Source organism: Bacillus multifaciens (assembly GCF_030756675.1).
GTDB classification, from domain to species: domain Bacteria; phylum Bacillota; class Bacilli; order Bacillales; family Bacillaceae_G; genus Bacillus_A; species Bacillus_A multifaciens.
On record NZ_JAVBXD010000023.1, the window covers coordinates 20,578 to 46,054 of the forward strand.

Annotated in this window: 28 protein-coding genes and 2 pseudogenes; 15 read left to right on the top strand and 15 right to left on the bottom strand. The window is 36.2% G+C overall.

Annotation, left to right across the window (positions count from 1 at the left end; translation table 11 throughout):
• Positions 1-93 precede the first annotated feature (93 nt).
• Both Q9306_RS14970 and Q9306_RS14975 read left to right on the top strand, forming a co-directional pair.
• Positions 94-474 carry a VOC family protein gene (locus tag Q9306_RS14970; RefSeq protein ID WP_306199765.1) on the top strand — a complete coding sequence of 127 codons (381 nt, stop codon included), beginning with the start codon at positions 94-96 and terminating at the stop codon, positions 472-474.
• 243 nt (positions 475-717) lie between these two features.
• A complete protein-coding gene (locus Q9306_RS14975; RefSeq protein ID WP_306199923.1) occupies positions 718-1,494 on the top strand; it encodes a putative protein N(5)-glutamine methyltransferase in 777 nt (258 codons plus the stop codon).
• Positions 1,495-1,568: 74 nt separating this feature from the next.
• Here Q9306_RS14975 and mug read toward each other — a convergent pair whose 3' ends face one another.
• On the bottom strand, positions 1,569-2,075 hold the full coding sequence (mug, locus tag Q9306_RS14980) for a G/U mismatch-specific DNA glycosylase (RefSeq protein WP_306199767.1): 507 nt from the start codon (positions 2,073-2,075) through the stop codon (positions 1,569-1,571).
• A 342-nt stretch (positions 2,076-2,417) separates the two neighbouring features.
• Here mug and Q9306_RS14985 point away from each other — a divergent pair, with 342 nt between their 5' ends.
• Positions 2,418-3,017 carry an undecaprenyl-diphosphatase gene (locus tag Q9306_RS14985; protein ID WP_306199770.1) on the top strand — a complete coding sequence of 200 codons (600 nt, stop codon included), beginning with the start codon at positions 2,418-2,420 and terminating at the stop codon, positions 3,015-3,017.
• A gap of 83 nt (positions 3,018-3,100) precedes the next feature.
• On the opposite strand, the gene scfB is transcribed toward Q9306_RS14985, so the two are convergent.
• The 3 genes from scfB to Q9306_RS15000 form a co-directional block, all read right to left on the bottom strand.
• Positions 3,101-4,492, bottom strand: coding sequence for a thioether cross-link-forming SCIFF peptide maturase (scfB, locus tag Q9306_RS14990; RefSeq protein ID WP_306199774.1), 1,392 nt, complete (start codon positions 4,490-4,492; stop codon positions 3,101-3,103).
• A 114-nt stretch (positions 4,493-4,606) separates the two neighbouring features.
• Positions 4,607-4,756 carry a six-cysteine ranthipeptide SCIFF gene (gene scfA / locus Q9306_RS14995; protein ID WP_081625642.1) on the bottom strand — a complete coding sequence of 50 codons (150 nt, stop codon included), beginning with the start codon at positions 4,754-4,756 and terminating at the stop codon, positions 4,607-4,609.
• Between the two features lie 368 nt (positions 4,757-5,124).
• Positions 5,125-6,192, bottom strand: coding sequence for a TRAP transporter substrate-binding protein (locus tag Q9306_RS15000; protein ID WP_306199779.1), 1,068 nt, complete (start codon positions 6,190-6,192; stop codon positions 5,125-5,127).
• Between the two features lie 159 nt (positions 6,193-6,351).
• On the opposite strand from Q9306_RS15000, the gene Q9306_RS15005 reads away from it, so the two are divergent.
• The 3 genes from Q9306_RS15005 to dctP all read left to right on the top strand — a co-directional run bounded on the left by Q9306_RS15005 (position 6,352) and on the right by dctP (position 10,039).
• Positions 6,352-7,953: an ATP-binding protein gene (locus tag Q9306_RS15005; protein WP_306199782.1), complete on the top strand. Its 1,602-nt coding sequence runs from the start codon at positions 6,352-6,354 to the stop codon at positions 7,951-7,953.
• On the top strand, positions 7,943-8,641 hold the full coding sequence (locus Q9306_RS15010; protein ID WP_306199785.1) for a response regulator: 699 nt from the start codon (positions 7,943-7,945) through the stop codon (positions 8,639-8,641). The genes Q9306_RS15005 and Q9306_RS15010 overlap by 11 nt, the downstream gene beginning before the upstream one ends.
• 120 nt (positions 8,642-8,761) lie before the next feature.
• Positions 8,762-10,039, top strand: coding sequence for a C4-dicarboxylate transporter DctP (gene dctP / locus Q9306_RS15015; protein ID WP_306199788.1), 1,278 nt, complete (start codon positions 8,762-8,764; stop codon positions 10,037-10,039).
• 381 nt (positions 10,040-10,420) lie between these two features.
• Here dctP and Q9306_RS15020 read toward each other — a convergent pair.
• Positions 10,421-10,537: pseudogene (locus tag Q9306_RS15020) on the bottom strand (glycosyltransferase); the annotation flags it as partial.
• Positions 10,538-10,754: 217 nt separating this feature from the next.
• Between Q9306_RS15020 and Q9306_RS15025 the strand changes: the two are divergent.
• A complete protein-coding gene (locus tag Q9306_RS15025) occupies positions 10,755-11,279 on the top strand; it encodes a hypothetical protein (protein ID WP_306199792.1) in 525 nt (174 codons plus the stop codon).
• Between the two features lie 114 nt (positions 11,280-11,393).
• Here the strand turns inward: Q9306_RS15025 and Q9306_RS15030 are convergent, their stop codons facing one another.
• Positions 11,394-11,855 (bottom strand): YusW family protein, encoded by a 462-nt coding sequence (locus Q9306_RS15030; RefSeq protein WP_020060769.1) that lies wholly within the window; start codon positions 11,853-11,855, stop codon positions 11,394-11,396.
• A gap of 184 nt (positions 11,856-12,039) precedes the next feature.
• On the opposite strand from Q9306_RS15030, the gene Q9306_RS15035 reads away from it, so the two are divergent.
• The gene (locus Q9306_RS15035) at positions 12,040-12,621 is read left to right on the top strand and encodes a TetR/AcrR family transcriptional regulator (RefSeq protein ID WP_306199795.1); all 582 of its coding nucleotides are present in this window, start codon (positions 12,040-12,042) and stop codon (positions 12,619-12,621) included.
• A 52-nt stretch (positions 12,622-12,673) separates the two neighbouring features.
• Entirely contained in the window at positions 12,674-13,819 is a 1,146-nt protein-coding gene (locus Q9306_RS15040; RefSeq protein WP_306199798.1) for a YhgE/Pip domain-containing protein, read from the top strand.
• Between the two features lie 37 nt (positions 13,820-13,856).
• Here the strand turns inward: Q9306_RS15040 and Q9306_RS15045 are convergent.
• The 3 genes and pseudogenes from Q9306_RS15045 to Q9306_RS15055 form a co-directional block, all read right to left on the bottom strand.
• Positions 13,857-14,012, bottom strand: a pseudogene (locus Q9306_RS15045) (ABC transporter substrate-binding protein); the annotation flags it as partial.
• A 2-nt stretch (positions 14,013-14,014) separates the two neighbouring features.
• A complete protein-coding gene (gene proC, locus Q9306_RS15050; protein WP_306199801.1) occupies positions 14,015-14,824 on the bottom strand; it encodes a pyrroline-5-carboxylate reductase in 810 nt (269 codons plus the stop codon).
• Between the two features lie 135 nt (positions 14,825-14,959).
• Entirely contained in the window at positions 14,960-15,811 is an 852-nt protein-coding gene (locus tag Q9306_RS15055) for a GRP family sugar transporter (protein ID WP_306199803.1), read from the bottom strand.
• A 339-nt stretch (positions 15,812-16,150) separates the two neighbouring features.
• Here Q9306_RS15055 and Q9306_RS15060 point away from each other — a divergent pair, with 339 nt between their 5' ends.
• Positions 16,151-16,693 (top strand): GNAT family N-acetyltransferase, encoded by a 543-nt coding sequence (locus Q9306_RS15060; protein ID WP_306199806.1) that lies wholly within the window; start codon positions 16,151-16,153, stop codon positions 16,691-16,693.
• Positions 16,694-16,716: 23 nt separating this feature from the next.
• Here the strand turns inward: Q9306_RS15060 and Q9306_RS15065 are convergent, their stop codons facing one another.
• The 3 genes from Q9306_RS15065 to modA form a co-directional block, all read right to left on the bottom strand.
• Positions 16,717-17,205: an NUDIX hydrolase gene (locus tag Q9306_RS15065; RefSeq protein WP_306199810.1), complete on the bottom strand. Its 489-nt coding sequence runs from the start codon at positions 17,203-17,205 to the stop codon at positions 16,717-16,719.
• 101 nt (positions 17,206-17,306) lie between these two features.
• Positions 17,307-17,981 carry a molybdate ABC transporter permease subunit gene (gene modB, locus Q9306_RS15070; RefSeq protein ID WP_306199812.1) on the bottom strand — a complete coding sequence of 225 codons (675 nt, stop codon included), beginning with the start codon at positions 17,979-17,981 and terminating at the stop codon, positions 17,307-17,309.
• An 8-nt stretch (positions 17,982-17,989) separates the two neighbouring features.
• Positions 17,990-18,790 (bottom strand): molybdate ABC transporter substrate-binding protein, encoded by an 801-nt coding sequence (gene modA, locus Q9306_RS15075; RefSeq protein ID WP_306199815.1) that lies wholly within the window; start codon positions 18,788-18,790, stop codon positions 17,990-17,992.
• Between the two features lie 165 nt (positions 18,791-18,955).
• Between modA and Q9306_RS15080 the strand changes: the two genes are divergently transcribed.
• On the top strand, positions 18,956-19,882 hold the full coding sequence (locus Q9306_RS15080; RefSeq protein ID WP_306199818.1) for a helix-turn-helix transcriptional regulator: 927 nt from the start codon (positions 18,956-18,958) through the stop codon (positions 19,880-19,882).
• Positions 19,883-19,946: 64 nt separating this feature from the next.
• On the opposite strand, the gene Q9306_RS15085 is transcribed toward Q9306_RS15080, so the two are convergent.
• Positions 19,947-20,048 carry a DUF3948 family protein gene (locus tag Q9306_RS15085; RefSeq protein ID WP_306199820.1) on the bottom strand — a complete coding sequence of 34 codons (102 nt, stop codon included), beginning with the start codon at positions 20,046-20,048 and terminating at the stop codon, positions 19,947-19,949.
• A 321-nt stretch (positions 20,049-20,369) separates the two neighbouring features.
• On the opposite strand from Q9306_RS15085, the gene Q9306_RS15090 reads away from it, so the two are divergent.
• Positions 20,370-20,978 carry a lysophospholipid acyltransferase family protein gene (locus tag Q9306_RS15090; RefSeq protein ID WP_306199823.1) on the top strand — a complete coding sequence of 203 codons (609 nt, stop codon included), beginning with the start codon at positions 20,370-20,372 and terminating at the stop codon, positions 20,976-20,978.
• Between the two features lie 78 nt (positions 20,979-21,056).
• On the opposite strand, the gene Q9306_RS15095 is transcribed toward Q9306_RS15090, so the two are convergent.
• Positions 21,057-21,161, bottom strand: coding sequence for a DUF3948 family protein (locus Q9306_RS15095; RefSeq protein WP_306199826.1), 105 nt, complete (start codon positions 21,159-21,161; stop codon positions 21,057-21,059).
• A 232-nt stretch (positions 21,162-21,393) separates the two neighbouring features.
• Here Q9306_RS15095 and Q9306_RS15100 point away from each other — a divergent pair, with 232 nt between their 5' ends.
• From Q9306_RS15100 to Q9306_RS15110, 3 genes are all read left to right on the top strand, one after another.
• Entirely contained in the window at positions 21,394-21,750 is a 357-nt protein-coding gene (locus Q9306_RS15100; RefSeq protein ID WP_306199926.1) for a YxeA family protein, read from the top strand.
• 990 nt (positions 21,751-22,740) lie between these two features.
• Entirely contained in the window at positions 22,741-23,499 is a 759-nt protein-coding gene (locus Q9306_RS15105; protein ID WP_306199828.1) for a TatD family hydrolase, read from the top strand.
• 355 nt (positions 23,500-23,854) lie between these two features.
• On the top strand, positions 23,855-24,388 hold the full coding sequence (locus tag Q9306_RS15110; protein WP_306199831.1) for a transglycosylase SLT domain-containing protein: 534 nt from the start codon (positions 23,855-23,857) through the stop codon (positions 24,386-24,388).
• An 18-nt stretch (positions 24,389-24,406) separates the two neighbouring features.
• Here the strand turns inward: Q9306_RS15110 and Q9306_RS15115 are convergent, their stop codons facing one another.
• The gene (locus tag Q9306_RS15115; protein ID WP_306199833.1) at positions 24,407-25,174 is read right to left on the bottom strand and encodes a DUF4931 domain-containing protein; all 768 of its coding nucleotides are present in this window, start codon (positions 25,172-25,174) and stop codon (positions 24,407-24,409) included.
• Positions 25,175-25,477: the final 303 nt, after the last annotated feature.

Sequence of the window (25,477 nt, forward strand, 5' to 3'; positions counted from 1 at the left end):
ATATAGTCACTAAGCGGTTATATGATATAAATACCAAAGTATAATGAAATGCTTAAGTGAAAAAATAATAACCGGAAGAAAGTGGGGATTTAAATGATTAATAAAGTCGGTCAAATTATGTTATATGTAAATAACCAAGATGAGGCAGTGCAATTTTGGAAAGAAAAAGTAGGGTTCTGTGTAGTTTCTGAAGAAGATAATGGCCAAGGGTTTAGATGGATTGAAATTTCTCCAACAAAGGAAGCAGGGACGAGTATTATTCTTCATAATAAGGAGCTAATTGGTAAAATGCAGCCTGAATTAAATCTGGGTACACCTTCGCTGATGTTTTTTACGGAAAATCTCGATCAGTTATATAAAGACTTATCAGATAAAAAAGTCACAGTCGGAGAAATTGTAAGCATGCCTTCTGGTAGAGTATTTAATTTTGCTGATCATGAAAATAATTATTTTGCAGTAATGGAAAAAAAGTAAATTAAAAACACACTAAAAGAGAGAGCATGATGACATCTCTTTTGGTGTGTTTTTTTGTAAAGTGTAATAAGAAATATTTGGGCTCTAACTGTCATATGAAAATAAAGGGTTAACTGAACTGCAATGTAATTCACTAAGCTAACGAATAGATTGTGAAGATGAGTGGGAGGGGAACATATGGATTCAAGGAAAGCATCTTTGAGCTTCGAGAAAGCTAAATGTGGTGGTCTTTATGAAGGTGCCATGTATACAATCATCGTCAATAGGCTTAGGACGGCTGGTTGTGTTTTCGCCGAAGATGAGGCACGGCTGCTTATTTCTGCGGCCATGACGCCGGCTGAACTTGCCGCCATGGTGGACCGGCGAGTAACTGGTTTTCCTCTCGAACACATCATCGGATGGACGGAGTTTTGTGGTCTACGGATAGCGGTGGGACCGGGAGTCTTCGTACCCCGCTATCGCACAGAGTTTCTCGTCCGCCAGGCTGCCGCCCTCACTCGGCCAGGAGCTGTCGTAGTTGACCTGTGTTGTGGTTCGGGTGCATTGGGCGCTGTACTGGCTGCAATGCAGGAACGGATTGAGTTATACGCCTCCGACATTGACCCAGCTGCGGTGCAGTGTGCTTTGCAAAACGTCGCTGCAATCGGTGGTCGTGTGTACGAAGGTGATCTCTATGAAGCATTGCCCACCATACTGCGCTGCCGCGTCGATGTCCTAGTTGCGAACACACCCTATGTACCTACCGAGGCGATCAGGCTGCTCCCTTCAGAGGCTCGCATACACGAGGCGCGTGTGGCGCTTGACGGGGGAACGGATGGGCTTGATATACAGCGACGAGTGGCGGCTGAGGCATCGCTTTGGCTGGCACCTGGTGGCCATCTGCTTGTTGAGACGAGTGAGTGGCAGGCATCGTATACCGCCGAGATATTCACTCGGAATGGGTTGATACCGCGTTTGGCCAGGTCTGAAGAGCTGGATGCCACCGTGGTCATCGGAGCGAAGAAAATCAGTAGGGGATAACTGGCTGTAAAAGCCCAATTGGGCTTTTACAGCCAGTGAGGAGATGAAGAAGGCCTACTGATGGAAGTTTTACTTTATTTGAATACTAACTTTGCAAGCTGCTTATAAATCTCTACAATTTCTTCAAGTCTCATTCTTACTAACCCGCTTGAGGATGGAGCAACAAAATCAATTGTTCCAGGTATGATTGGTTCAGGCTGCTGTCCCCACGGCGCTACTTTTTGTCCGCTATATTCTTGATAAACACCTTTTCCAACAAAACAAACCACTTTTGGTTTTAACCGTATAATTTTTTGTTTTAAAATTTCTTTTCCTTCCTTATACTCTTCTTTTGTAATTTCATTCGCCGCCTTAGTTGGTCTTGTTACTATGTTTGTAAGACCCATATCGAGATCCAACAGTTTATAATCTTCCGAAGCATCATATTTCTTAGGGGTTAATCCCGCTTCATAGAGAATTTTCCAAAAGCGATTATTGGGATTGGCGAAGTGATGTCCTGTCTCACTTGAGCGAATACTTGGATTAAAGCCGACGAATAAAATGTTTAAATCTTCTTTAACATGATCATTAATTGAGTTCAAGGTTAAACCTCCTCTTTTATGGAATTTAAACGTATAAAGTTTTTTTATTTTACCACAAGTTCTGGATTACATTTCCTATTCAAAAGATGTAAGGGGCAGTTCAAATTATTCATGATGCTCTGGTTGTTATGTTAATGGTGTTTTCGCACGAGGGAAAAGTACTTTTCCTCGTATTTTGTATTTCCTGTGAAGAAATGAGTTTTTGCAACTACTTCTTAATTAAGAAATAGTTAAGAAGTAGTTAAGTCCCATTTAAACCTTTTTTCCGATAATAAAATGAGAAGCATACAAAAAGGTATATGGCAATCAGTCAATCACCTTACGATAAAGGAGGATTTGAAAATGTCTCTTTCACAATTCAATATTGATGTCTTTCGAGCAATCAATGATTTAGGTAAACAATATTCGTTCTTAAACTCGGCCATGGTATTCTTGGCGGAATATATGGTATATATTTTAGGCTTAATTATTATCGCTTATTGGTTTACCGGGTCCAGAAAAGGTAGGATGATGGTTATTCAGGCGATGATTGCTTTTGTAATTGCTGAGGTGGTTGGAAAAATAGCAGGGAAATTCCATTTCAATTATCAACCGTTTGCAGTGTTGCCTGATGTGAATAAACTTGTCAATCATGCGGTAGATAATTCATTTCCTAGTGACCATACGATTCTATTTTTCTCAATTTGTTTTTCGTTTTGGCTTGTTCATAAAAAGACTTGGTGGTTATGGCTTATACTTGCATTTTGCGTAGCGATCTCTCGTATTTGGGTAGGAGTTCATTATCCTTTCGATGTTGTAATAGGAGCTTTAATAGGATGTGTTTCAGCGGTATTTTCGTATTGGTTAGTACCTAGATTTTCTTTTATCACACAATTGCTTACTCTATATGAAAGAGTAGAACAACATGTTTTACCATCCAAAAACAAATCAAAGGGATTTTGAGTATACAAGTATAAAAATCTTTAAAGAGGCTGAGCATAAGTCAAACATTGACTTATGCTCAGCCTCTTATTATATCTTTGTACTTATTCAGCTTTTTCAATAGCTCTCATGGATTCAACCACTTTAACCATCATGGAACATTCGACCCTCTTACGGAAGATGTCACAACTGAAATCGTAGATTCCATTGATGGAGCCAGTTGCGTGCAGCGCATTGGCAGGGCAGCCGCCGCTGCAGTAAAGCTTCGCCCAACATTCCTGACATTCTGGCTTAGAATAACAGTTGCTTTCTTTAAATTGGCACGCTGTTTCTTGTTTTGTAATTCCATCCCAGATATTTCCCATGCTGTATTCTTGATCTCCAACAAATTGGTGGCAAGGGAAGAGCTCGCCCCATGGTGTGACAGCGAGATATTCGGTTCCTGAGCCGCAACCTGAAATTCTCTTTTGGATGCAAGGGCCTTCAGAGAGATCAAGCATGTAATGGTAGAAGGTGAAGCCATTGCCTTCTTCCTCACGCTTTAGCATTTCCTGGGCGAGAATTTCGTACTGGTTGTAAATCTCAGGTAGGTCTTCTTCGGTAAGTGCATATGGTTCCCGAGGATCACAGATGACTGGTTCCATCGAGAGTTTGTCGAAACCAAGATCTGCGATATGAAAAATGTCATTAGTAAAGTCGACGTTGTTGTGAGTGTAGGTTCCACGCACATAGTATTCTTTATCTCCACGCTTTTCGATGAATTCCTGGAACTTCGGAACGATATAATCGTAGCTGCCCTTTCCAGTTACTGTTTTACGCAGGTGATCGTGGACTTCTTTTCTTCCATCAAGACTTAATACGACGTTGTACATTTCCTTGTTTAAGAACTCCGTGACCTCATCGTTTAAGAGCATCCCATTTGTAGTGAAGGTGAAGCGAAAAGTTTTTTTGTATTCTTTTTCTTTGCTTCTTGCGTAAGTGACAATTTGTTTAACAACTTTCCAGGCCATAAGCGGTTCTCCGCCGAAGAAGTCGATGTCGAGGTTTCGGTGGTGACCGGAGTTTTCTAGTAGATAATCGATCGCTCTTTTACCAACCTCATAGCTCATAATCGCCCTATTTCCGTTGTATTTTCCTTGGCTGGCGAAGCAGTATTCGCATGACAGATTGCATGTATGTGCGACGTTGAGGCAGAGGGCCTTTACATAAGTTTGGCGATTTCTTAAATCAATTGAGAGATTCTTAAATTCATCCGCAGTAAAGAGTTGCCCATCATTTTTCAGCTCTTCAATATCTACGATTGTTTCTTGAATGTCCTTCTCAGAGATGCCTGCATCATGTGCGTATTTTTCCAGCATCATTGTTACGATTGCTTCCGCAGGAGTAGTCTCATAAAGCGCGATAATTTCATAGGCGAGATCGTCGACAACATGTACCGATCCACTATAGGTATCGAGCACGATGTTGTAGCCGTTTAGTTTATATTGATGAATCATACTTGATAATCAAGCTCCTTTTATTTATAAAGTGAAACTTCCATTATACCTGTTCATACGGGATAAAAATGGCCGCCCATCTGGGAAGCAGCTGGGCGGTACGTGTCTTGTTTCCTATCTGTTCATTGTGTTTTCACACTTTTGATTTGCAACTCCGCAAGACGTTTTGCAAGCTGATTGGCAAGATGTTTGGCATGCGCCACATCCACCATGTTTTACCGTATCCATTAGTTTACGAGTGCTAAGTGTTACGATTCTTTTCATGACGTATAACTCCTTTTAAAAAGTATTTTTTAAGTAACAAGCTCCATGTTTGTGAATTACTTCACATTAAAAGTTATAATTTGTGAATCGTTTCACATTTACAACTGCAATTTGTGATTGCTTTCACATTAATTTCAGTAATTATTTTAACAATACCTTCGATTTACGTCAATTACTCGTGTTGTTTTGATACTGCGGAAATGCCACTTGATTGTGGGTCTTCTTTTTTTCATCGCGATGTGAAGGGTATTGAGAGTTTAAAACTTTCTCATATAATTATGATTTGGGATTTCCTATTATATAATAGGGAATCCGTCCGTTCTTAAGATCATAAACGGACGGAGATTTTTATTTTACGAGTTTTGCGATTATGACCCCTGCGCGCGATATTTTCGCTGCAATTCTTTTAATTCTTCTACCAAATCCTCTCCAATCGTAGGAGCAAGTTTATCATATATGGGTGATAGCGTTTTTTTCCACTCCTGTTGCTCTTTGTTAGTTAGTTCGTGAATTTGAATCGATGAGTTTTGTTTAATCAGTTCAAGTTGTTCTTTATTTATTTGAGCGGCTTGTTGGTTATTCCAATCAGTAGTTTCTTTCATTGCTTCTGTTAATATTTGCTTCGTTTTTTGGGTTTGCTTGTTCCAAGTTTTTTGATCCATCATGACAACATATCCTAAATATCCGTGGTTACTAATTGTCAAATAGTTTTGAACGTTATAGAATTTTTTAGAGTAGATATTTGAAATGGTATTTTCTTCACCGTCAACTTTTCCTGATTCAATTAATTGATATGTAGAATTGAATGAATCTTGATGCGACTTAACCTTTAATAAATCGAATTGGGATTGGATAACATTGCTTTGCATAATGCGAAAAGATTGTCCTTGTATATCTTTTGGTGTATAAATAGGTCCTTTGTTTGAAGTGATTTGCTTAAAGCCGTTGGACCAGTGGGCAAGCCCTTTTATTCCATCTTTTTGTAAGGATTGAAGTAATTGTTCCCCAATTTTTCCGTTTAAGCCTTCTTGCAAGGCTTCATAATTTGAAAAAGCAAATGGTAAATCAAGTACACCCCATTCAGGGGAGAACGTTCCAAGCTTTGATGTGGAGGGCGCAATCATTTGTACTTGTCCAGATTTTAAAGCGTGAAATTCTTCTATATCAGAATATAGGCTTCCGTTAGGGAAGACCTCTATTTTTATTTTACCATTTGATTTTTCATTCACGAGTTCCGCAAATTTGTTAGCAGCAAGCCCTTTCGGTGTATTTTCTGCGACAACATGGCTAAATTTGAAGACGATCTGGTCTTTTAGCCCGTCTTGGTCATCGTCATATGAGAGTTCATTTTGAGGAGAGTGCCCCTGATGAATAAAAAATAAAGCGCTTGCAATAAAAGTGATAAAAAGGAGTGTAAAAATAGCTGCTTTTTTCATCGTCGTTCTCCTTTTGAAGTAGTTATCCCGTAAAAGCCCGATTGGTGAGGGCTTTCCATCAGTGAGAAATGCGTCACTGATGGAAGTTTCACTTTATTGTAAGCATACCGAGAAGATTTCTATTCGTAAAGATGCTTTTAGGAGAAAGGAGGTCCAAGTGTGAGGAATTTACCAATCCGTTGGAAGATTACGATTCTTTCTTATGCAGTTGTTATCGTTTCACTCATGATTGGTGGAGGGATTATCGTCGCGAATATTCAACAAAAAGAAGAGAAAGAATTAAGAATTAGATCTATGAATACAGCACGAACAGTAGCAGAAATGTCAGATGTAAAGAAGTCTCTTCAAGAAAAAAATGGGTGGGTAACGTTAAATTCTGTTATTGAAAATATTAGAGTTATTAATGAAACAGATTATATTGTTGTTATGAATATGGAGCGAGTTCGCTATTCACATCCTGTGAAAGAAATGATAGGAAAAGTTTCAAAAGGAGCAGATGAAGAAGCGGCATTTGCAGAGCATATTTATTTTTCAAAAGCAAAGGGAGAAATAGGTACTGTCATTCGTGCTTTTATGCCTATTAAAGATCAAAACTTAAACCAAATCGGCGTTGTTGTGGTAGGAAATAAAATACCAAACTTCTTTGAGATTATGAGTGAATTAAGGGGAGAAATTCTTTTTATAGTCATCTTAACTTTAATACTTGGATTGATAGGTTCGTTAATGCTTGCTAATCATATAAAAAAACAGATGTTTCAGTTGGAGCCATATGAGATTAAAAGAATACTTGAAGAAAGGACAGCAACCTTTCATTCCATGAATGAAGGGGTGATTGCAATTGATAATCAAGAAATGATTACGGTTTTTAATGAGAAAGCGAAACAAGTTTTTCATGTAAATGGAGACGTTGTCGGACAGCCTATTCGAAAAATATTACAGGATACAAGGCTTCCGGAAATCGTGGAGAAGAATCAAGCGGTATACAATGAAGAGATAAAAGTAAGTGGCAAAGTCATTTTAAGCAATCGCATACCTATTAAGAAGGATAATGAATTAATCGGAGCTGTGGCAATTTTTCAAGATCGTACGGAAGTAACGAAGCTTGCGGAAGAATTAACTGGGGTAAAGAACTTTGTTGAGGCCCTGCGTGTGCAAAGTCATGAGCATATGAATAAACTTCATACAATTGCAGGTCTAATTCAGCTCGGTAAAGCTGATAAGGCCTTGCAACTTGCCTACAACACTTCAGAAGAACAGGAGAACGTAGCAAACTTTTTAAATGAGACAATTAAAAATGATGCCGTTGCAGGGCTTCTTTTAAGTAAAATAAGTAGAGGAAAAGAGCTCGGAATTCAAGTGAATATTGATCAAAATAGTTATTTAGAAGCTTTTCCGTACCAATTAGATCAACATGATTTCGTTGTTTTATTAGGGAATTTAATAGAAAATGCATTTGGGTCATTTGAACAAATTGAGGCAGCAGATAAAAGAATTGATATTAGTATTGAGCAGTCAGAGGATGTGTGTGCGATCTTAATAGAAGATAATGGATGCGGAATAAAAGAAGAACATTTACCAAGGTTATATGAAAAAGGATTTACTGTGAATAAACGTGACGGGACAGGTTATGGTCTTTTTCTAGTAAAACAAATTGTTGAAAAAGGAAGAGGAGAAATTAAAATTTCATCTTTTGAAGGTGAAGGAACTAGCTTTATCATTACTTTTCCAATGGGGATGGAGGCGGAATTGTATGGCGTATAAAGAGGAATTTAAAGTAGTGCTAATCGAAGATGATCCAATGGTTCAGGAAGTAAATAAAGAGTTTATAAAAAGTGTAAAAGGGTTTCAAGTAATTGCTATCGCCAGCAATGGCGAGGAGGGGATTAGCTTTGTAAAAAAAATGAATCCAGATCTTGTTATTTTGGATATCTTTATGCCTAAAAAAGATGGTATTCAAGTATTGCAGGAATTTCGAAAACAACAATTAGAAACGGATGTAATTGTTGTTTCTGCTGCGAAAGATAGGGAAACAATTAAACTCATGCTGCAAAATGGAGCAATAGATTATATTATTAAACCTTTTAAGTTGCATCGCATCCAGCAAGCGTTAGAGAAGTATCGCCAATATAGAATAAGTTTGAGAGATTCTGGATCTATTTCGCAGGAACAGCTCGATTTATTATTATATTCTGGGCGCTCTGAGAGAACGATGAACAATTTACCAAAAGGTTTAAATGAGTTTACATTAAATGAAATTGTAACGTATGTAAAACAGCAGGAAGAACCTCGTTCTGCTGAAGATGTGGCGCGTGCCATTGGCATAGCTAGAGTGACGGCTCGTCGTTACTTAGATTATTTAGAAAAAAAGGGTGTTATTCATTTGGCAGTTCAGTATGGGGGAGTTGGAAGACCGATTAATCGTTATGTGTTTCGAGCAATGAAAAGTTAAGACCAAAATGAACAAAATATTCGTTATGACCATAAACTTCTCTCTTTTTAATGTAAACGCTATCATTATGTTAGAAACGAACAGATAGAAAATTTAGAAAAATCAAAGGGGAGAAGAAAGGTGAAACGACTCTTTAAAAATTTAACCTTTCAAGTATTAACGGCTATTGTACTTGGGGTGTTAGTTGGATTACTTTGGCCAAGTGTTGGTAAAGAAATGAAGCCGATAGGCGACACATTTATCAATGCTGTAAAAATGGTAATTGCACCAATTATTTTCTTAACAATTGTACTCGGTATTGCCAAAATGGGGGATATGAAAAAGGTTGGTAAAGTCGGCGGAAAAGCTCTTATTTATTTTGAGGTGGTAACGACATTTGCCCTTATTGTTGGTTTAATTGTTGTAAATGTTATGAAGCCAGGAGAAGGCCTTAACTTTAATGAGCTTGCAAAAGGGGATGTATCAAAATATACCCAAAACGGTGGAAACGGCATTAACTGGATTGAGTTTGTTACCCATATCGTTCCGTCTAATATGGTTGATGCGTTTGCGAAAGGTGATATTTTACAAGTATTATTCTTTTCGATTTTATTTGGTGTAGGATTAGCGGCTCTTGGGGAAAAAGGAAACTCAGTCATTGATTTCTTAGACAAACTTTCACATGTATTCTTTAAAATTATTGGTTATGTAATGAAAGCTGCACCGATCGGGGCATTTGGTGCTATGGCATATACAATCGGTAACTTTGGACTTGCTTCGCTTGTACCACTTGGTAAATTAATGATGTCAGTATATATAACGATGTTCTTATTCGTTTTTGTAGTTTTAAATATTATTTGTAAGATATATGGATTTAGTTTATGGAATTATTTAAAATTTATTCGAGATGAGATATTAATTGTATTAGGAACAAGTTCTTCTGAATCTGTATTGCCAAGAATGATGAATAAGATGGAGCGATATGGATGTTCAAAATCTGTTGTTGGTCTCGTTATTCCAACAGGTTATTCCTTTAATCTTGATGGTACGTCTATCTATTTATCCATGGCAGTTGTCTTTTTAGCACAAGTATTTGGTATCGATCTAACAATTGGACAGCAAGTTACCATTATTTTAGTACTTATGTTAACGTCTAAAGGTGCTGCAGGTGTGACAGGAAGTGGATTTATTGTATTAGCTTCTACGTTAGCTGCGTTAAAGGTTATTCCTTTAGAAGGATTAGCGTTACTTCTTGGGGTCGATCGCTTCATGAGTGAAGGAAGAGCCATCGTAAACTTAATTGGAAACGGGATTGCAACAATCGTTGTCGCGAAGAGTGAAAATGAATTTGATGAAGCAAAGCACGCAGAAGCCGTTTCTGGTATAAAAGGATTAGCAGAGGCGAAGGAAGCTGTATAATGCATGAATAGAAGGAACTATCCACTAGAATAGGTGGATAGTTTTTTTGAAATTATATAAATACAAATTGAAAAACTGACATAAAAACCGCTTTCCTTTTAGGTGGGGGATGAAGCCCTTCACTGATGGAGGCATCATTTTGGTGTAAAAGGACCTCTCCCCCCGCAATATCATTACATGAAATGCCAGATTGAATGGGGCTTTCATACTCAAATGTGCCGATAGCATAATTGTGATTAGTAACATCATTTGTTTTAAATTGAATATGGATTGCATTGGTTTTATAAAATTCTACTAGGAGAGAATTCTTTGCTAACTGGGTAGGGCATGTAAGGAATGGATATTATCTGCAAACAGAACCGCAGTTTAAGTATTGAACTGTTAAAATTTATTTGGAAATTGCTTTATAATACCTTCTGTAAGTATATCGGCCATTTTAACAATATGGTCTTCACCTTCATCGAAAGCACGAATATCTGCATCCCAATCCTTTTTGATTTACATAAATGTTCTATTGTTAGTTTGTATTGCTTTGCTAGTTTTATTCCTCTTACCTACAAAAGGGGATTGTCATATAAGCAATGTGGATAAAGTGACGATATTGTGAACAGAATATCGCTGTAGGTAGAAATGAGAGCAGATACGTGTAAATTTTTACTTGTTATCGCTATAATAATGATAGAAGACATACAGTGAACAAAAGGAGCAGTTTAAAATGAAGCAAAAAGCTTGGGGCGCGATTCTGCTTAGTAGTGCATTACTATTAACCGGATGTACTAGTAATAAAGAAGCAAAACAAGAAACGAAGGAAAAAGTAGAGCAAACAAACCATAAAGAAGACAATCCTGAAGATTTGAAAGTGTATCAATCTGTACATAGTCAATATGAAGACAAAATTAATAATGAAGTAAATGAGGCTATGAAGCTTTGGAAAAAAGCGGAAGAAGAATCTGGAAAGGCAATGAAACTCCCGGAGTTTAAAGAAGACGTACAAAAGGTAACGGACAATACGTTAGCAGATATTGAGAATGTGCGTAAAGAAATTCGGGTTCCAAAATCAAAAGAAAGAGAAAATGAATTATACGTAGGTTTTTTAAATGAAACAGAACAAGCGGTGAAAAAATTAGACCGATTAGTGAAAGAAGGAGATACTTCATTAATTCGCGATATTGAGGTGCACCTTTCTACAGCAGTTAATTATTATGACCGTTTTAAAAAAGAAGAGAAATCAGCGAAATAACTTTGTTTTCAAACAAAGTGAGTAGCCCTTTTAGACGAAAGTTAAAAGGGCTACTTTATTTCTATCTGTTCGGATCTTCATGATACATATAGGTGTACTTTTAGAGTTCACCTTTTACTTTGGCATTTTATATTCTTTTTTCGTTCCATCTGTAAAGACAACTTCTAAGTCGAATTTTTCATAGTCTTTGTCAAGTTGGAATACATCTACTACTTGATTAATGACATCTTCATCTTTTGTGTCTTTATCAAATTTTAGTTGCTGTAAGAGTGGAGTGAGCTTTGTTAATGCTTCATCTCCAGCTAGCTTTTCATTTGTTTTACGATCTTCTAATTTTACCTCAGGTTTGTCGCTTGCTGTTTTATGTTTGTAGTCAGCTTCGTAGTCTTTCTTTGTATCTTTGTAGTTTGCTTTTAAATCAAATTCATTAAAGCTTAATTTTAAATCTTGGTTAGCTGCTTGTTTTCCACCTTCTGTCGTTTTCTTATCAGTAGTTGTATCCTGTTTCTTAGGTGTACAGCCTGTCATTGCAGGTAATAGCATGAATGCTAAAAGGATTGAAAATAAAATTCTCATTTTATAAAACCTCCTTAGTTGTTTTCAAATAAAGTTTTTCCAATATTTATCTTTTTATGTAAGAAAGAGCAATTATTTTTTCGAGTATCGCTCTTAAGGATTTCCAAAAAACGGATTGACAATAATTAGAAAAGTTATATAATCTAAATGTAAGTGATCACTTGCATTAGAAAGAGAGGATTATATGGCGCGCTCAAAGACAGCAGAGAAAATTATTCAAGCAGCAATTGAGTTAGTGAAAGAAAGAGGATATAAAGCGGCAACAACGAAAGAAATCGCAATGCGCGCTGGCGTCAATGAAGTAACCATATTTCGTAATTTTAAAAACAAAAAGGGTATCATTGAAGCAGCCGTTTATGAATTTTCATATGTGCCGCATTTAAAACAATTTTTACAAACAGAAATTGTGTGGGAATTAGAAACAGATTTGAAGAATTTAGCAAGGCATTACCATAAATTTTTAAATGAAGCGAAAGATATTATTTCTATTGGTATACGTGAAACAGGTGAATTTCCTGAATTAGATGATGAAATTGCTAAGATACCAAAAGGCTTAAAAGAAGAATTGATGATTTATTTTGAAAAGATGCAGCAAAAAGGGAAAATTATTCATACAAATATTGAAGCACAAGTCATGAATTTTATATGGATTAATTTCGGTTATTTTCTATCCAAACTACGTTTTGACAATCGAATCATGGAAATCAATGATGAGAATTTTATTGAAAATAATATTACCTTATATGCTAGGGCGTTAAGACCCTAGTATTTATTTGAAAATAAATGCAAGTATGTACTTGCATGCGGGAGGGTGAAAGATGAATACATTAAAACAGTTTTTTAAAATACCAGGTACGTATGTAGGGATTGTAGTAGCATTGGCATTCCAACTTATTTTCTTTTGTGTTTGGCTAACAGCATATGATGGAGTATATGAAAGAGCGAATGAGATGCGTATTGCTATTGTGAATCAAGATGCGAACATGGGAAGTAAAATCGCACAAGGTTTACAGAACAACTTGCCTTTTCAAGTGAAGAATGAGAAGTCTATGGAAAAAGCAAAAGAGGAAATGGATAAACATGTATACGATATGATTATTGAAATTCCAGCTTCTTTTTCAAAAGATATAAGTGAAAAAAGAAAGGCGGATTTAAATTTCCATATTAACCAGGCAAGCGCTATGATGGCAAAGCAGATGATGGAAGGAGCTGCGAAGCAAGTTCGTGACAATGTAAATAAAGAGGTATCAAGTTATAAACAGCAAGCAGCTGCTGGGAAGTTGCAAGCTATGGAACCAGGCAGCGCAGAAGCAATAAAAGGATTAACGGAAGACTCAGTTGGATTTGCGATTCATAAAGTAAATGATGCGAAGGGATTTTCCATCAATATGGTACCGCTTATGATCGTATTAGCTTCATTTGTAGGAGCGATGATTATGAGTATGGAATTATATAAAGCATCGCAACTTGTTGAACGAGGTTTGGGGAATTTCTTTTCAAGGCAACTTATTAATATGGTTGTTGCTGTGATATTAGCAACTATTACAGTTATTTTGATGAAGTTCTTTCATATTCAAATACAGGAATCGATATTTACGGTTTGGTTGTTTCAAACCATTGTCTTCTTTGCTTTTCTTTCTTTAACGCAAATGTTTCTTAATTTGTTTGGAAATGCAGGGATGCTATTTAATATTCTTTCGTTATCTTTACAGCTTGTGAGTGCTGGTGTGATGGTACCGCATGTAATGCTATCACATACGTATCAAACAATTGGAACATTACTCCCTGCCACATACGCAGCGGATGGATATTACACAATTATATTTGGAGGAGAGAGTTTAACAAAAAATATCATGTATTTATGCATGATTATTGTAGTAACTCAAATCATTGCTGTAATCGGATATAAAATATCTATCTTACTCAAGAGAAATCAAGCTGCAATAAAAGGGAATGAGGCATAAAGAAAAAGGTATCCTTTTTGGGGATACCTTTTGTATATTACTTTTCAATTTTTGCCCATTTAAAGTTTAATGGACCCGCAAAATCAACTTCAACGACATCTTTTACATAAGAGCGCTGTAAATAAGATTTTCCGTTTTGATATAGAGGTGAGATTACAGCATCTTTAAATAAGATTTTTTCTGCTTGTTTTAAAATTAAATTGTTTTTCCACTAGCCTTTTTGTTTGTTGCTTCAATTGCTTCTTGCATCATGTTCATAAAATTATTTTCATATAGTACTTTTAAACCTGCTGCAGTTGCGCCGCCTGGTGTTGTCACTTGTTCACGAAGCATAGCAGGATTATTTTCACTTTCCAGCATAGAAGCAGACCCGGTAATCATTTTGATTACGAGATGCTTTGCAGTTATTTCATCGATACCATACTGTTTTGTTGCTTCAATTAAGCTCTCAGCAAAGTAGTAGAGAAAGGCAGGGGCGCTTCCTGTGACAGCTGTTAGTTGATGAATTTCTTCTTCTGTACATAATTGTGCGTCTCCAATACCTTTTACGAGCATTTGCAAAATTTCAAGATGTTCTTTGCTTACAAAAGAGCCTGCTGTGTATAAAGAAATGGATTTCCCGATTGTAGCAGCTGTATTTGGCATAATCCAAGCAACGGCAGTACCTTTAGGAAGCTTTGATTCTAAATAAGAAGGTCCAATACCAGCTGCAACTGTTACAATAAACTGATTGCTGACAAGTGGAGAGAGTTCAGTTAACAGTTGTTCATGCGCTTCTGGAGGCATTGCTAAGACGATAACATCAACATCTGCCGCATATTGTTTCCAATCTGTTGTTGTAGAAACAGCATACTTTTCACGCAACTCTGTAAGCCTTTCTTGATTTCGTTGATTGGATACGACAATCTCAGCAATGTGTTCTTTACTTGTATGAAGAAGCCCAGCAAAAAGGGCTTCAGCCATACGACCTGCACCAATAAATAGCACTCTTTGTTTCTTTGGCATATTTTTTGATCCTTCCTGTAGGAAATGTATTGCTAAAACGATACCATTGATAAAAGAGAATTGTAAAAAGAAAAGGCTTGTATACAAAAAAATCCTAGTTTCAGAAAGTAGCATTTCCGAAACTAGGATATATCATTAAGCTTTTGCCAAACCAAGTAGAACAGCCCCGCCAATAATTAAAGCACTGCCAAGCGCGATAAATACCATTTGACGTTTTGTTTTCTTTTCACCTAAGAAGACAATTGCACCAAACGTTGAGATGACAATCCCTGTTTGGGATAATGAGAAGCTCGTTGCAACGCCAACCCGTGGTAAGGAAAGAAGTAAGAATAAGTTTCCTGTTCCCCAAAGTAGACCAGATAAGATATTGCGAATTGCATATTTGTTAAATGGTTTATGCTTAAATGTCAGTACAAATGCTCCAACGAACATACCAACTGCTTGCGGTAAAATAGCAGCCCAGCCATCGATGTTGTACCAACGAATAATAATTACATATCCAAAATAACCGAAAGTCGAAATAATGAGAGTAAGTAACCCTTTTTTCAATTGTCCTGGTGGTTGTGCATTTTCTTTATCATCTAAAGAAGTAAACACAACACCGATTACGATTAAGATAATTGCAATCGTTCCCATGATAATTGTAGTAGTAGTTGTCCACTCATGAAAGGCAATAACTCCAAAGATAGAAGTAGCTACAAGCTGCATACCTGTTGAAATGGTAACAGTTGTTGAAACGCCTATTGTTTGAACGGTTTTTAATTGATTGACTTGTCCTAAAGCCCAAAATAAGCCTGAAACAAAGCCGACAATTAATATAGATAAAGATAGTGCCGGTGTTGTAAATGCATACATAATTGTTGCGAAGAATAGGGCACCAATTGTCATACCTACCGTTTGGCTATATGCACCACCACCCATTTTTACACTTACTAATAAAACGTTTCCCCATGCTAATGCAGGAAGAAGTGCTAATAAAATGTCCATTACAAGACTCCCTTCTTGTTATATCAGAGTTCTAACGATTGGTAATTTTCCACTTAAGAAGTAGAGGATTACCGATCGTTAAAACGATAAAGTAGTGAGGTTTATAAGGAGAATACTGTCATTATATAAATGTGTTTTCATTTCTCCCTTTTTTGGCACCCCCATATAATAACAGGAAAGAGTCTCTTTTAGAAAGTAAATTCAAATAGAATGTATATTTCTATGAATATGAAAATTGTAATAGTTTATGTGGAAATTAGAAGATATAATAATTTGGATTTTTTATCCATTTAAATTGGTATAGTAGAGGGAAAATAGCATATAAAGGGGATGTAGAGTGTGAAAGATTATGTAGTGCAAGAACAGAAAACAAATAAGATTCAAGTGGTAAGAGCAGATATAAGTCATGTCGAAGGGATTGCCAAGGTTTGTACAGATGGATGGCTAGCGACATATGAAGGTTTGCATAGCCAGGAATATATCGATCGTGTCATTGAAGAATACTATAATCACGAGCGTATTCATAAGGAAGTACTGACGAATGACGAAAATTGGTATGGTTGGTTCGTCGCATTGGAAAACGGACAAGTTGTTGGAGCGATTGGTGGAGGCACAACGGGTGAAAAATGTGGAGAAATTTTTGTCCTATATTTAGATCCGAATCGAAGAAGAGAAGGAATCGGGACATTGTTAGTAGATTATTTTACAGAAATTCAAAAAGAAAAAGGGATCATAGAGCAGTGGGTGTCGGTTGCCAAAGGGAATGAAAAAGGAATTCCCTTTTATGAAGCAAAAGGATTTGTAAAACAATCTGAACGTCCGAGTCAAGGAAGTACAGAAGAAGAATCGGCTGTATCTTGCAGGTACTGCCGAAATATATAGCGAAATAGCCTCCGCTAAAGAGGCTATTTTACATTTACATGTTCCTTTTGTTCGTAGTGCACAAGCTGATTATTGTGGAAGACAGAAGTATGGTCATATACGTCTTCTTCTTGTAAAACCGTAGGTAAAAAGTGCTTCGTTAAAGAGTTTATCCCTCTATTTTCGTTAGATAAAATCCAGGGAATGTGCTTCCAATCTAAAATACCTTCAGCTACTTTTTTCGGAGTGCGATAAGAAATATGAGCTGGGAGATTAGCGATAAACAGGTATAATCCATCGGAATTTGTATTGTCGCTTGTCCATGATAATGTTCCTTTATAGGTGACTTCTTGCTCTGTTAAATGTAGTCCTGTCTCTTCTTCAATCTCACGTAGAATGCATGCCATTGGCGTTTCCGCTTCTATCATTTTTCCACCAACACCATTCCACAAGCCTTGCAGCGGTGCTTTTTCCCGGTTTAGCATTAATATTCCATCGTCGTTTCGGATAAAACAAAGTGTTTGGTTATACATATAATTCCCCCTTATTTTCTATAATTCTACATAAACATCTAATTTCCATTTCATTTCGCGGGAAATAATATAAAAAACAGTAGCTTTGTCGAAAGCTACTGCTAGAAAGAAATTACCTTTTTATTGATAAATTGAATGAGCAATAAAAAGACAATTGACATACCGACAGTTGTAAGAACGAGCGCCCATGCAAGTGGCATGTTACTTGCATCAATTGCCATATAAATTGCGGTTGGAATTGTTTGTGTTTTACCGGGAATATTACCAGCGAACATAAGCGTCGCACCAAATTCTCCTAGGGCGCGGACGAAACTTAAAATCATTCCGCCAAGTAGAGAAGGGAATGCGAGTGGTAATGTTACATGTAAGAACACTTGTAATTCATTTGCTCCAAGGTCTCTAGCTCCGTCTTCAATTTGTTCATTGGCAATCATAAAACCCGTTTTTGCTGATTGGTACATAAGCGGAAATGCAACTACAGTTGCAGCAATCACAGCGGCCCAAGATGTAAACATAATCGATTGTTGAAACAAAGTTTCGATCCACTGACCGATGGGACTGTTTTTTCCAAAGATGATAATGAGAAAAAATCCAATTACAGTGGGCGGCAGTACCATAGGCAGTAGAAAAATAGTTTCTAATAAAATTTTATAGCGCTTCGAGGATCGAGCTAAAATACGGCCAATTACCGTTCCGAATACCATCACAATGATCGTAGAAAGTGCAGCAACTTTTAGTGAAAGAATGATAGGTGACCAAAATGTATCAAATATCATCGTTACGATTACAGCACTGTAAAACCATATTTTTTAAAGATAGTTATAGCATCTTTAGATTGTAAATATCCATAAAAAGCAGTTGCCTCTTTTTTATGTTTCGTTGCTTTTACGATACCTAATGGATAGTGGATTGGTTCGTGTGAATTAGCCTGTGCTGTGTTAGCGATTTTTGCTTTCTTTGAAATGAGGGCGTCTGTTTTATAAACAATCCCTGCATTAACGTTTCCCGTTTCTACGTATGTTAATACTTGACGCACATCTTTTGTGTATACGATTTTATTTTGAAGGTCGTTCCAAAGATTTAAATGAGTAAGCGCCTCTTTTGCGTATTTTCCAGCTGGAACAGATTCAGGTGTACCTAGTGCAATTTTTGTTACTTGCTCATCTTTTAACGATTGAAAATCTTTTAGATTACTATCTTTAGGAACAACTAATACTAGCTCATTGCCGAGTAGATTTTTCCCTTCTTTCTGATCAATAAGTCCTTTCGTTACGAGCGTTTGAAATTTATCTTCTGCGGCAGAGAAGAATAAATCAACAGGAGCTCCTTGTTCAATTTGCTGTTGAAGCTTGCCAGAACCGTCGAAGTTAAATGAGAGCTTTATATTTGGTTCTTTCTTTTCATATTGTGTTTGAATCTCTTTTAGTGCATCTTGTAAACTAGCTGCTGCAGAAATGGTAAGTTCAACCTTTTCTTCTTTAGAAGTAGTTTTTTCTTGTTTATTTGTGCTTGTACATCCCGTACTTATTACGAGAAGTAGTGTGAGTAAAATACTGCAAGTAAAGCGAAATATGTACTTATTCATTTTCGTTTCTCCCTTCTTTTATCCCCATTTTAATTATAACTAAATATATTTAATTATAAATAGTTATAATTAGTTATGTTGTGATTTTTTTCACGATAATGAAAATAAATAGAAGAAAAACTGCTATTTTTGTTACAATGAAGGCAGAAAGCGAGGAATCGGTTTATGGATCATCATTCCTACACAACAGAAGAAGTAGCGAAGCGGTTAAAAGTATCGAAATTAACAGTATATGATTTGATTAAAAAAGGTGAATTGCCTTCTTATCGAGTGGGGAGGCAAATGCGTGTTGATGCAAGTGATTTAGAGCAATATATTACTGCGATGAAAACAGGAAAAGTACAGGCAGTTTCATCTATACAAGTAATAAACCCGACGAGTAAATCTGATTCTTGTATTATCAGTGGACAAGATTTATCTTTAGATATGTTAACGAAACATATAGAAAGTCGTTTGGAAGTTTCTAATATGTTAAGGGCGTATCAAGGAAGTTTAACAAGTTTGATTCAGATGTATCAAGGAAAAGGAGACATTGTGAGTCTTCATTTGTTCGATGGAGATACGGGAGAATACAACATTCCGTATGTAAAACGAATTTTAGTTGGACAGCCTTGTATTGTTATGAACTTATTATCAAGAACATCAGGTTTTTATGTGCAAAAAGGAAATCCGAAACAGATAAAGACATGGAATGATTTATGTAATACATCCATTCAATTTGTAAATAGGGAAAGAGGATCTGGTATTCGAGTTCTTGTTGATGAACAATTGCGTATAAATGGAATATCAAAAATGGACATTTGTGGCTATGATTGGGAAGAATCAAATCATATTGGCGTTGCTTCTCAAGTTGCAAATGGAAAAGCTGATGTAGGAGTAGGAACAGAAAAAGTAGCGCAAATTGTAAATGTAGATTTTGTTCGGCTTATACAAGAACGTTACGATTTAGTAATTTTAAAAACAGAAGAGAACATGGAGCTAATTGAAACAGTAAAGTTGGTATTACAGTCTCCTGAATTTCAAAATGAACTGCGTGCTATTGGTGGATATGATATAAGTAAAACAGGTCAAATTATATATGAAACAAATTAAAAAGTGCTGCTTGTAGGATTACAAGCAGCACTTTTCATTTATATAAAGGGGGGGGAGTGCAGTGTCATACAAGGACATGTGCAAGTGCGTAAACAACTGCTGTAAGAAGAGCCGCACCGCTTACAAGTCCCATGTAATCAAATTTGTTAAAAGTAATGTTGTTCATAGTTATCTCTCCTTACTTATGTAATCAGTAGCGACAATTTTTGCATCGATAAGGGGGCTAACACGAGCCGCATTGTAGTTGCGATCCTTGTTTAGTATGTGAGTGCCTTTTCGATGTGTTTTTGTTGCCCTGTTTCTGTTTTAAGTATATGACAGGTGAAAGGGAGTAACTATCGAATTAGCTTACAGTAGGATTACAGTTTTGTAAGGGAAAGATTTTAAAAATTGTCACTTAATTTTATTACCAACTATTAATACTTAGTGTTATAATCGAAGGTAAATACAGTTATAAAAAATTAAATTGTAGAAGGGAACAGGTCGAATGTATACATTCATTGTAAGGCTGTTGAAATATATATTTAAAACATTTGGAAAAGTAGAAGTATATGGAAAAGAAAAATTACCGCAAAGCGGAGCATATGTGGTAGCTTGTACTCATACAAGTTGGATGGATGTTGTCATGTTAGCGACGGGAATGTTACCAACGAAAATTTACTATATGGCCAAAAAGGAATTGTTTGAAAGTAAATTTGGGAATTGGTTTTTTAATGGAGTAAATGCATTTCCTGTTGATCGCGCAAATCCAGGACCAAGTACGCTGAAAATTCCATCTAGGTTATTAAAAGAAGGGAAAGTTGTGGGGATTTTTCCGAGCGGAACGAGATCAGCAGAAGCGACTTCTCTGAAAGCTGGTGCTGTTACAATTGCCTTTCGTTCTAATGTTCCGTTAGTTCCAGCTGCATACGTTGGGCCTAACAGTTTAAAAGAATTGTTTCGTGGAAAAAGAGCGCAATTAATTTTTGGTGATCCGATTCAAGTGGAGCAGTCAGCGCAAATGGATCGTAAAGAAGTGATGCGATTGATGACAGAAAAATTAAATGAGACGTTTACACAGTTAAAAGAAACGTTGCAAGAAGATAAAACTGCATAATAGTAATAGGAAAAGACGACCTGGCATAGAAGGTCGTCTTTTCAAATTTATCTATATAAGGGGAAAGGGGACACAAAATTATATAAGGATTACTGCGGCAACGTAAATGAATGCTGTAAGAAGAGCCGCACCGCTAGCAAGCCCAGCGTAATCAAATTTGTTAAAAGTCATTTGGTTTTCCATTATAATCTCTCCTTACTTGTTTGATTTAGTAGAAACAGTTTTTTTTAATCTGCTCTGTTTCTGACTTTATTGTACGAAATCAGGGGAGTTTGAACTATCGAATTAGCTTACAGGAAACTTACATTTTTGTAAGAGAAGTGTAAGGTAGTTCAATGGTATACGTTCCCTTTTTTTTCTAAACTAAAAGAAAGGTTACGTATAAAATGCAAGGGAGGAAACCAAAATGGAAAAAATGCGGAGACGTGTATTTTTGGGGGTACTTGCTAGTATTGTTATCGTTGTCTTACTATTACCAACAAAGCTTGGTCCAGTAATTGATAAATATAATCCGTTTTATCAAACGAAAGCGTATTACACAGTCGTAAAAGGTATTGGTCAACATATTGGAGATGGCTGGTATGAATATGAGTTTGTTGGATATGATGAAGATGGACGGGAACAGAAGATTACAAAAACGATTCAGAAAATGTTAAAACAAAATGAACCGTTAGAAATCATTGCAAAAGGGCGTTATGCTGAGAGATTAGTTGAAATAGATAAAGAAGATATTCCGCTCAATGCGAGAGGGAAGCTTTTAACAATACAATAGAAAGAAAGACATAGTGTAACTACTCACTCACTCTATGAAAAACCGACAGAAAAGCATTTTTTTAAATGGTCGAGAGGGACTGGCTATGTATAGGAGCGGTCAGGGCCTTTTCCTGCCACGCGCAAAGTTTTAAAACAAAGAAAGGTAGCAAGGTGTAGGTCCATTTTTATCTTCATGGCAGCAACCTATATGCTGAAAAATGAAAATAACATTCTATAGGTAATAAGGGGCGTATTTTCACTGGAATAATACCCCTTGCCAAACTTCTAAATGAAATTTATAGCTGAGTGATTACGACATATTACAATACTGTAAGGTACGTGTAATGTAATTCGATAGTTGTGATCGCAAGTATGACCTATAATAAAAGCAGAAAGAATGAAATACATCTTTCTGTCTGAATCAATAATGTGATGAAAAGGATTAACAACCAACTACATGTGGGTCTCATCTCAAAAGAGGTGGGACTATTTTTCTATCTTACAAAAATGTAAGGTTTACGTAAGCAAATTCAATGGCTCTTTTGTCATATTTCTCTCATAATAGAAATAGATATAAAAGTTAGGGAGATTATAGAAGGGAGACAAGTGAGATGCAAAAAGAAGAAGTAGTTAAGTTTCCGTTAGTAGAGTGTTTTAGCTACTTTGGTGTTGCGATTGTATGTATTGGGATTTTTGATATAATTACAAACTTTATTGTTTAATAAATAAATGAACAAGAAGGCGAGCCTTCTTGTTTTTTTTATTTTATATACATTTTAGAAAGTTGTACTATATAAATACAAGTTGATGACATAAAAACCTCTTTTTTAAGGAGGGGAGAGAGCATCTGGCCGTGCATAGAAGCGGTTAGGGCCTTTTTCTGCCACATGCAAGATTTAAAACAAAGGGAGAAAGCAAGTAGCGGTCATGTTGTATTCTGCATAACGGCGGCTTATATGTTGAAAAATGAAAATGGATCGATATACAATGCCAAGAAAAGGTGATAGAAATGAAATGGATTGATAGTCATATACATTTGGATCAATATAAAAGAGAAGAGCAATTCCAGTTAATTGAAGATATACAGAAGACGAAGGAAATAGCAGGACTGATTGCGGTGTCGATGAATTATCATTCTTGTCAGCAAACATTGGAGTTAGCGAAGGATTATTCATTTATCTATCCAGCTCTTGGGTATCATCCTGAGCAAGATGTTGATTCCAAACAATGCGGAAAAATTTGTAAATTAATTGATAAAGAAGCACATCGTATTGCGGCGATTGGAGAAGTTGGTTTGCCTTATTATTTACGCCAAGAAAATCCGACATTGTTGTTAGAGCCATATATTGAAATGCTAGAAAGATTTGTACATATGGCTCAAAAGTATAATTTACCAATCATATTACACGCTGTATACGATGATGCGGAAGTTGTTTGTGATTTACTTGAATCTTATCGAATACGCCATGCTCATTTTCATTGGTTTAAGGGAAGTGAACAAACGATGGAGAGAATGATAGGGAATGGGTATTATATTTCGGTTACCCCTGATATTGTATATAAAGAAAAAATTAAAGATATTGCTGCTTTTTATCCGTTATCACATCTTATGGTGGAAACAGATGGACCGTGGAGATTTAATAATGAAATGACGCATCCAAGTATGATTTTGCAAGTGTTAAAGAGTGTAAGTGAAATAAAAGGAATATCGCTTGAAGATGCTGCGGAAACAATCTATAAAAATACAGTTCAATTTTATAATATATAAATTTAAGTTAAAAAAGGGCATAAAAACCCTTTTCTTTTAGGCGGACGAGAGTGCCTGGTCATGCGTAGAAGCGGTCAGGGCCTTTTCCTGCCACGTGCGAAGAGAGCAAGTAAGTGCAGGTCATGATGTATTCTGCATAGCAGCGAATTATATGTTGAAACATTAAACTAGTTTCAATGATTGATAGAAAAATATTACATTTTTATATTTGTTTTGTATCTTTTGTATCTTTTGTATCGCAAAATCAGACTTAAGAAGGATGTTGGAGCTGTATATTCTTGGTATGATAGATAAAGAGTTGTATATACGTAATGCTGAAAGGGGACAAATTTCAGCGAAAGAAGAGGTAATATACATGAAGAAATTTTTTATAGGATTCTTAGTTGTTTTTGGAGTATATATGTTTTTTCGAGGCGAATCAGAAGGTGCGGGAAAACCTGTAAGCCAAACGAGTTATGTTGATTCAGAAGAAGCAAAACAGATAAAACAAATTATTAGCGAAGAGGCTAAGAAATATAATCTCCCAGAATGGATACCTCTTACAATTGCCGAGCACGAGAGTCGTTTTAATCCAAGAGCTGTTGGAGATCATGGAACATCGTTTGGGTTGTTTCAACTGCATCGCGGTGGTGGACTTGCTCCTGAAAATGTAACAGATGAGGAGTTAAAAGATCCGCGCAAAAATGCTGAAATTGCTATGCCTCATTTGGCAAAAGGATATAAAAGAGGTATGGAAAAAGGGTTAACAGAATTTGAGTTACTTAAATATGTAGCGAACACATCCGGTTGGCCCGGTACTCTCGGAACAGAGTGGACTGATAAAAATATGAAATATAATATTGGTCTAGAGAATGTGTATTATCAAAATAAAGGTGTTATGAAAGAGTAGGTTCTGTGATGACCTACTCTATTTTTCTATAAAATATGTCTCTAACTGTTCTTTTACTGTTTGTAATTGCATAGAAACTTGAGGGATGTTATAGCCAACATATAGTGGTGAAACGACAAACCGGGGAACAATTTTACATATCATTTTTCCCTCTAAGTTATAAAAAAACATGTTATAACTATTACATCGTTTATGAAAGTCTTGTAATACGTAGCGTACGGTTTTTTGAATATAATCAGCCATTAGGTCAATTTGATTTGTATTTTCTATTATAATGTTAAACTCTGTGAAGCCGATAATTGGATGAGTAGAAATATTTAGTTCAATTCCGTGTTCTTTGCTTACAACGATTCCTTTGAAGTGTTCGGTTCTTATATTTTGTCGATAGTCGACTTGTTCCATGCCGATAATTTGCATATGTGCATGGTGAATTGTTCCCCCTGATAGAGGTCCATGGTTTTTATATAAAATAACAGATTGGAATTTTTCGCTTTGCTCTAACGATAACCAGTGCCCAACTGAAAATCGGATAAGCTTTCGCATATGCTCTTGGGTATAGGTTGCAATATGATCATGACAATTATTAGTTTCGATAATGACTGTTTGTAATGTATTTTGTAATGTCGGATATTTATTTTTTAGCCAAATAATTGTTTCGTCCGTTTCTAAAATATCGCTTAGTTGTGTGTGATCGCAAAATGGGCAAGTTGTTTTTTTATTTTGCATGCTGTTTGGTTTTTGTTGACTAATCTGATTTACAAAGTATAACTGTTGTTGTGTCTCCATATTTCTCCCCCTATTTGTCATATTCCAACTAGTACATATTCGTGAAAAGTCATTTTAAATCCTTTATAGTGGAATTAGGAAAAACGGGAATATTACAGATGTAGGTACGCATGAGGAACTGATGGAGAATCATACATATTATAAAAAAATTGTACAACAGCAATTTGCTATGGAAAAAAGTAAAGACGAGCTATCCTGCTTGAGTTAGGATAGCTCGTCTTTACTTTTTTCGTCATCTTTTCATACGTTGTTAATTTCATCAACAATTGGTTTTGCATCAACTAAAATGTGAATAACGGTTTT

Coding starts and splice junctions, on each gene's coding strand:
- Q9306_RS14975 (WP_306199923.1), top strand. CDS start 718: ATGTATACAATCATCGTCAATAGGCTTAGGACGGCTGGTTGTGTTTTC.
- Q9306_RS15080 (WP_306199818.1), top strand. CDS start 18,956: ATGGATCATCATTCCTACACAACAGAAGAAGTAGCGAAGCGGTTAAAA.
- Q9306_RS15040 (WP_306199798.1), top strand. CDS start 12,674: ATGAATACATTAAAACAGTTTTTTAAAATACCAGGTACGTATGTAGGG.
- Q9306_RS15025 (WP_306199792.1), top strand. CDS start 10,755: ATGAAGCAAAAAGCTTGGGGCGCGATTCTGCTTAGTAGTGCATTACTA.
- modB (WP_306199812.1), bottom strand. CDS start 17,981: ATGATATTTGATACATTTTGGTCACCTATCATTCTTTCACTAAAAGTT.
- Q9306_RS15010 (WP_306199785.1), top strand. CDS start 7,943: ATGGCGTATAAAGAGGAATTTAAAGTAGTGCTAATCGAAGATGATCCA.
- Q9306_RS15085 (WP_306199820.1), bottom strand. CDS start 20,048: ATGAACAACATTACTTTTAACAAATTTGATTACATGGGACTTGTAAGC.
- Q9306_RS15110 (WP_306199831.1), top strand. CDS start 23,855: ATGAAGAAATTTTTTATAGGATTCTTAGTTGTTTTTGGAGTATATATG.
- scfB (WP_306199774.1), bottom strand. CDS start 4,492: ATGATTCATCAATATAAACTAAACGGCTACAACATCGTGCTCGATACC.
- Q9306_RS15100 (WP_306199926.1), top strand. CDS start 21,394: ATGCGGAGACGTGTATTTTTGGGGGTACTTGCTAGTATTGTTATCGTT.
- Q9306_RS15095 (WP_306199826.1), bottom strand. CDS start 21,161: ATGGAAAACCAAATGACTTTTAACAAATTTGATTACGCTGGGCTTGCT.
- proC (WP_306199801.1), bottom strand. CDS start 14,824: ATGCCAAAGAAACAAAGAGTGCTATTTATTGGTGCAGGTCGTATGGCT.
- Q9306_RS15105 (WP_306199828.1), top strand. CDS start 22,741: ATGAAATGGATTGATAGTCATATACATTTGGATCAATATAAAAGAGAA.
- Q9306_RS15000 (WP_306199779.1), bottom strand. CDS start 6,192: ATGAAAAAAGCAGCTATTTTTACACTCCTTTTTATCACTTTTATTGCA.
- Q9306_RS15030 (WP_020060769.1), bottom strand. CDS start 11,855: ATGAGAATTTTATTTTCAATCCTTTTAGCATTCATGCTATTACCTGCA.
- modA (WP_306199815.1), bottom strand. CDS start 18,790: ATGAATAAGTACATATTTCGCTTTACTTGCAGTATTTTACTCACACTA.
- Q9306_RS15115 (WP_306199833.1), bottom strand. CDS start 25,174: ATGGAGACACAACAACAGTTATACTTTGTAAATCAGATTAGTCAACAA.
- Q9306_RS14970 (WP_306199765.1), top strand. CDS start 94: ATGATTAATAAAGTCGGTCAAATTATGTTATATGTAAATAACCAAGAT.
- Q9306_RS15065 (WP_306199810.1), bottom strand. CDS start 17,205: ATGTATAACCAAACACTTTGTTTTATCCGAAACGACGATGGAATATTA.
- Q9306_RS14985 (WP_306199770.1), top strand. CDS start 2,418: ATGTCTCTTTCACAATTCAATATTGATGTCTTTCGAGCAATCAATGAT.
- Q9306_RS15055 (WP_306199803.1), bottom strand. CDS start 15,811: ATGGACATTTTATTAGCACTTCTTCCTGCATTAGCATGGGGAAACGTT.
- scfA (WP_081625642.1), bottom strand. CDS start 4,756: ATGAAAAGAATCGTAACACTTAGCACTCGTAAACTAATGGATACGGTA.
- Q9306_RS15090 (WP_306199823.1), top strand. CDS start 20,370: ATGTATACATTCATTGTAAGGCTGTTGAAATATATATTTAAAACATTT.
- Q9306_RS15035 (WP_306199795.1), top strand. CDS start 12,040: ATGGCGCGCTCAAAGACAGCAGAGAAAATTATTCAAGCAGCAATTGAG.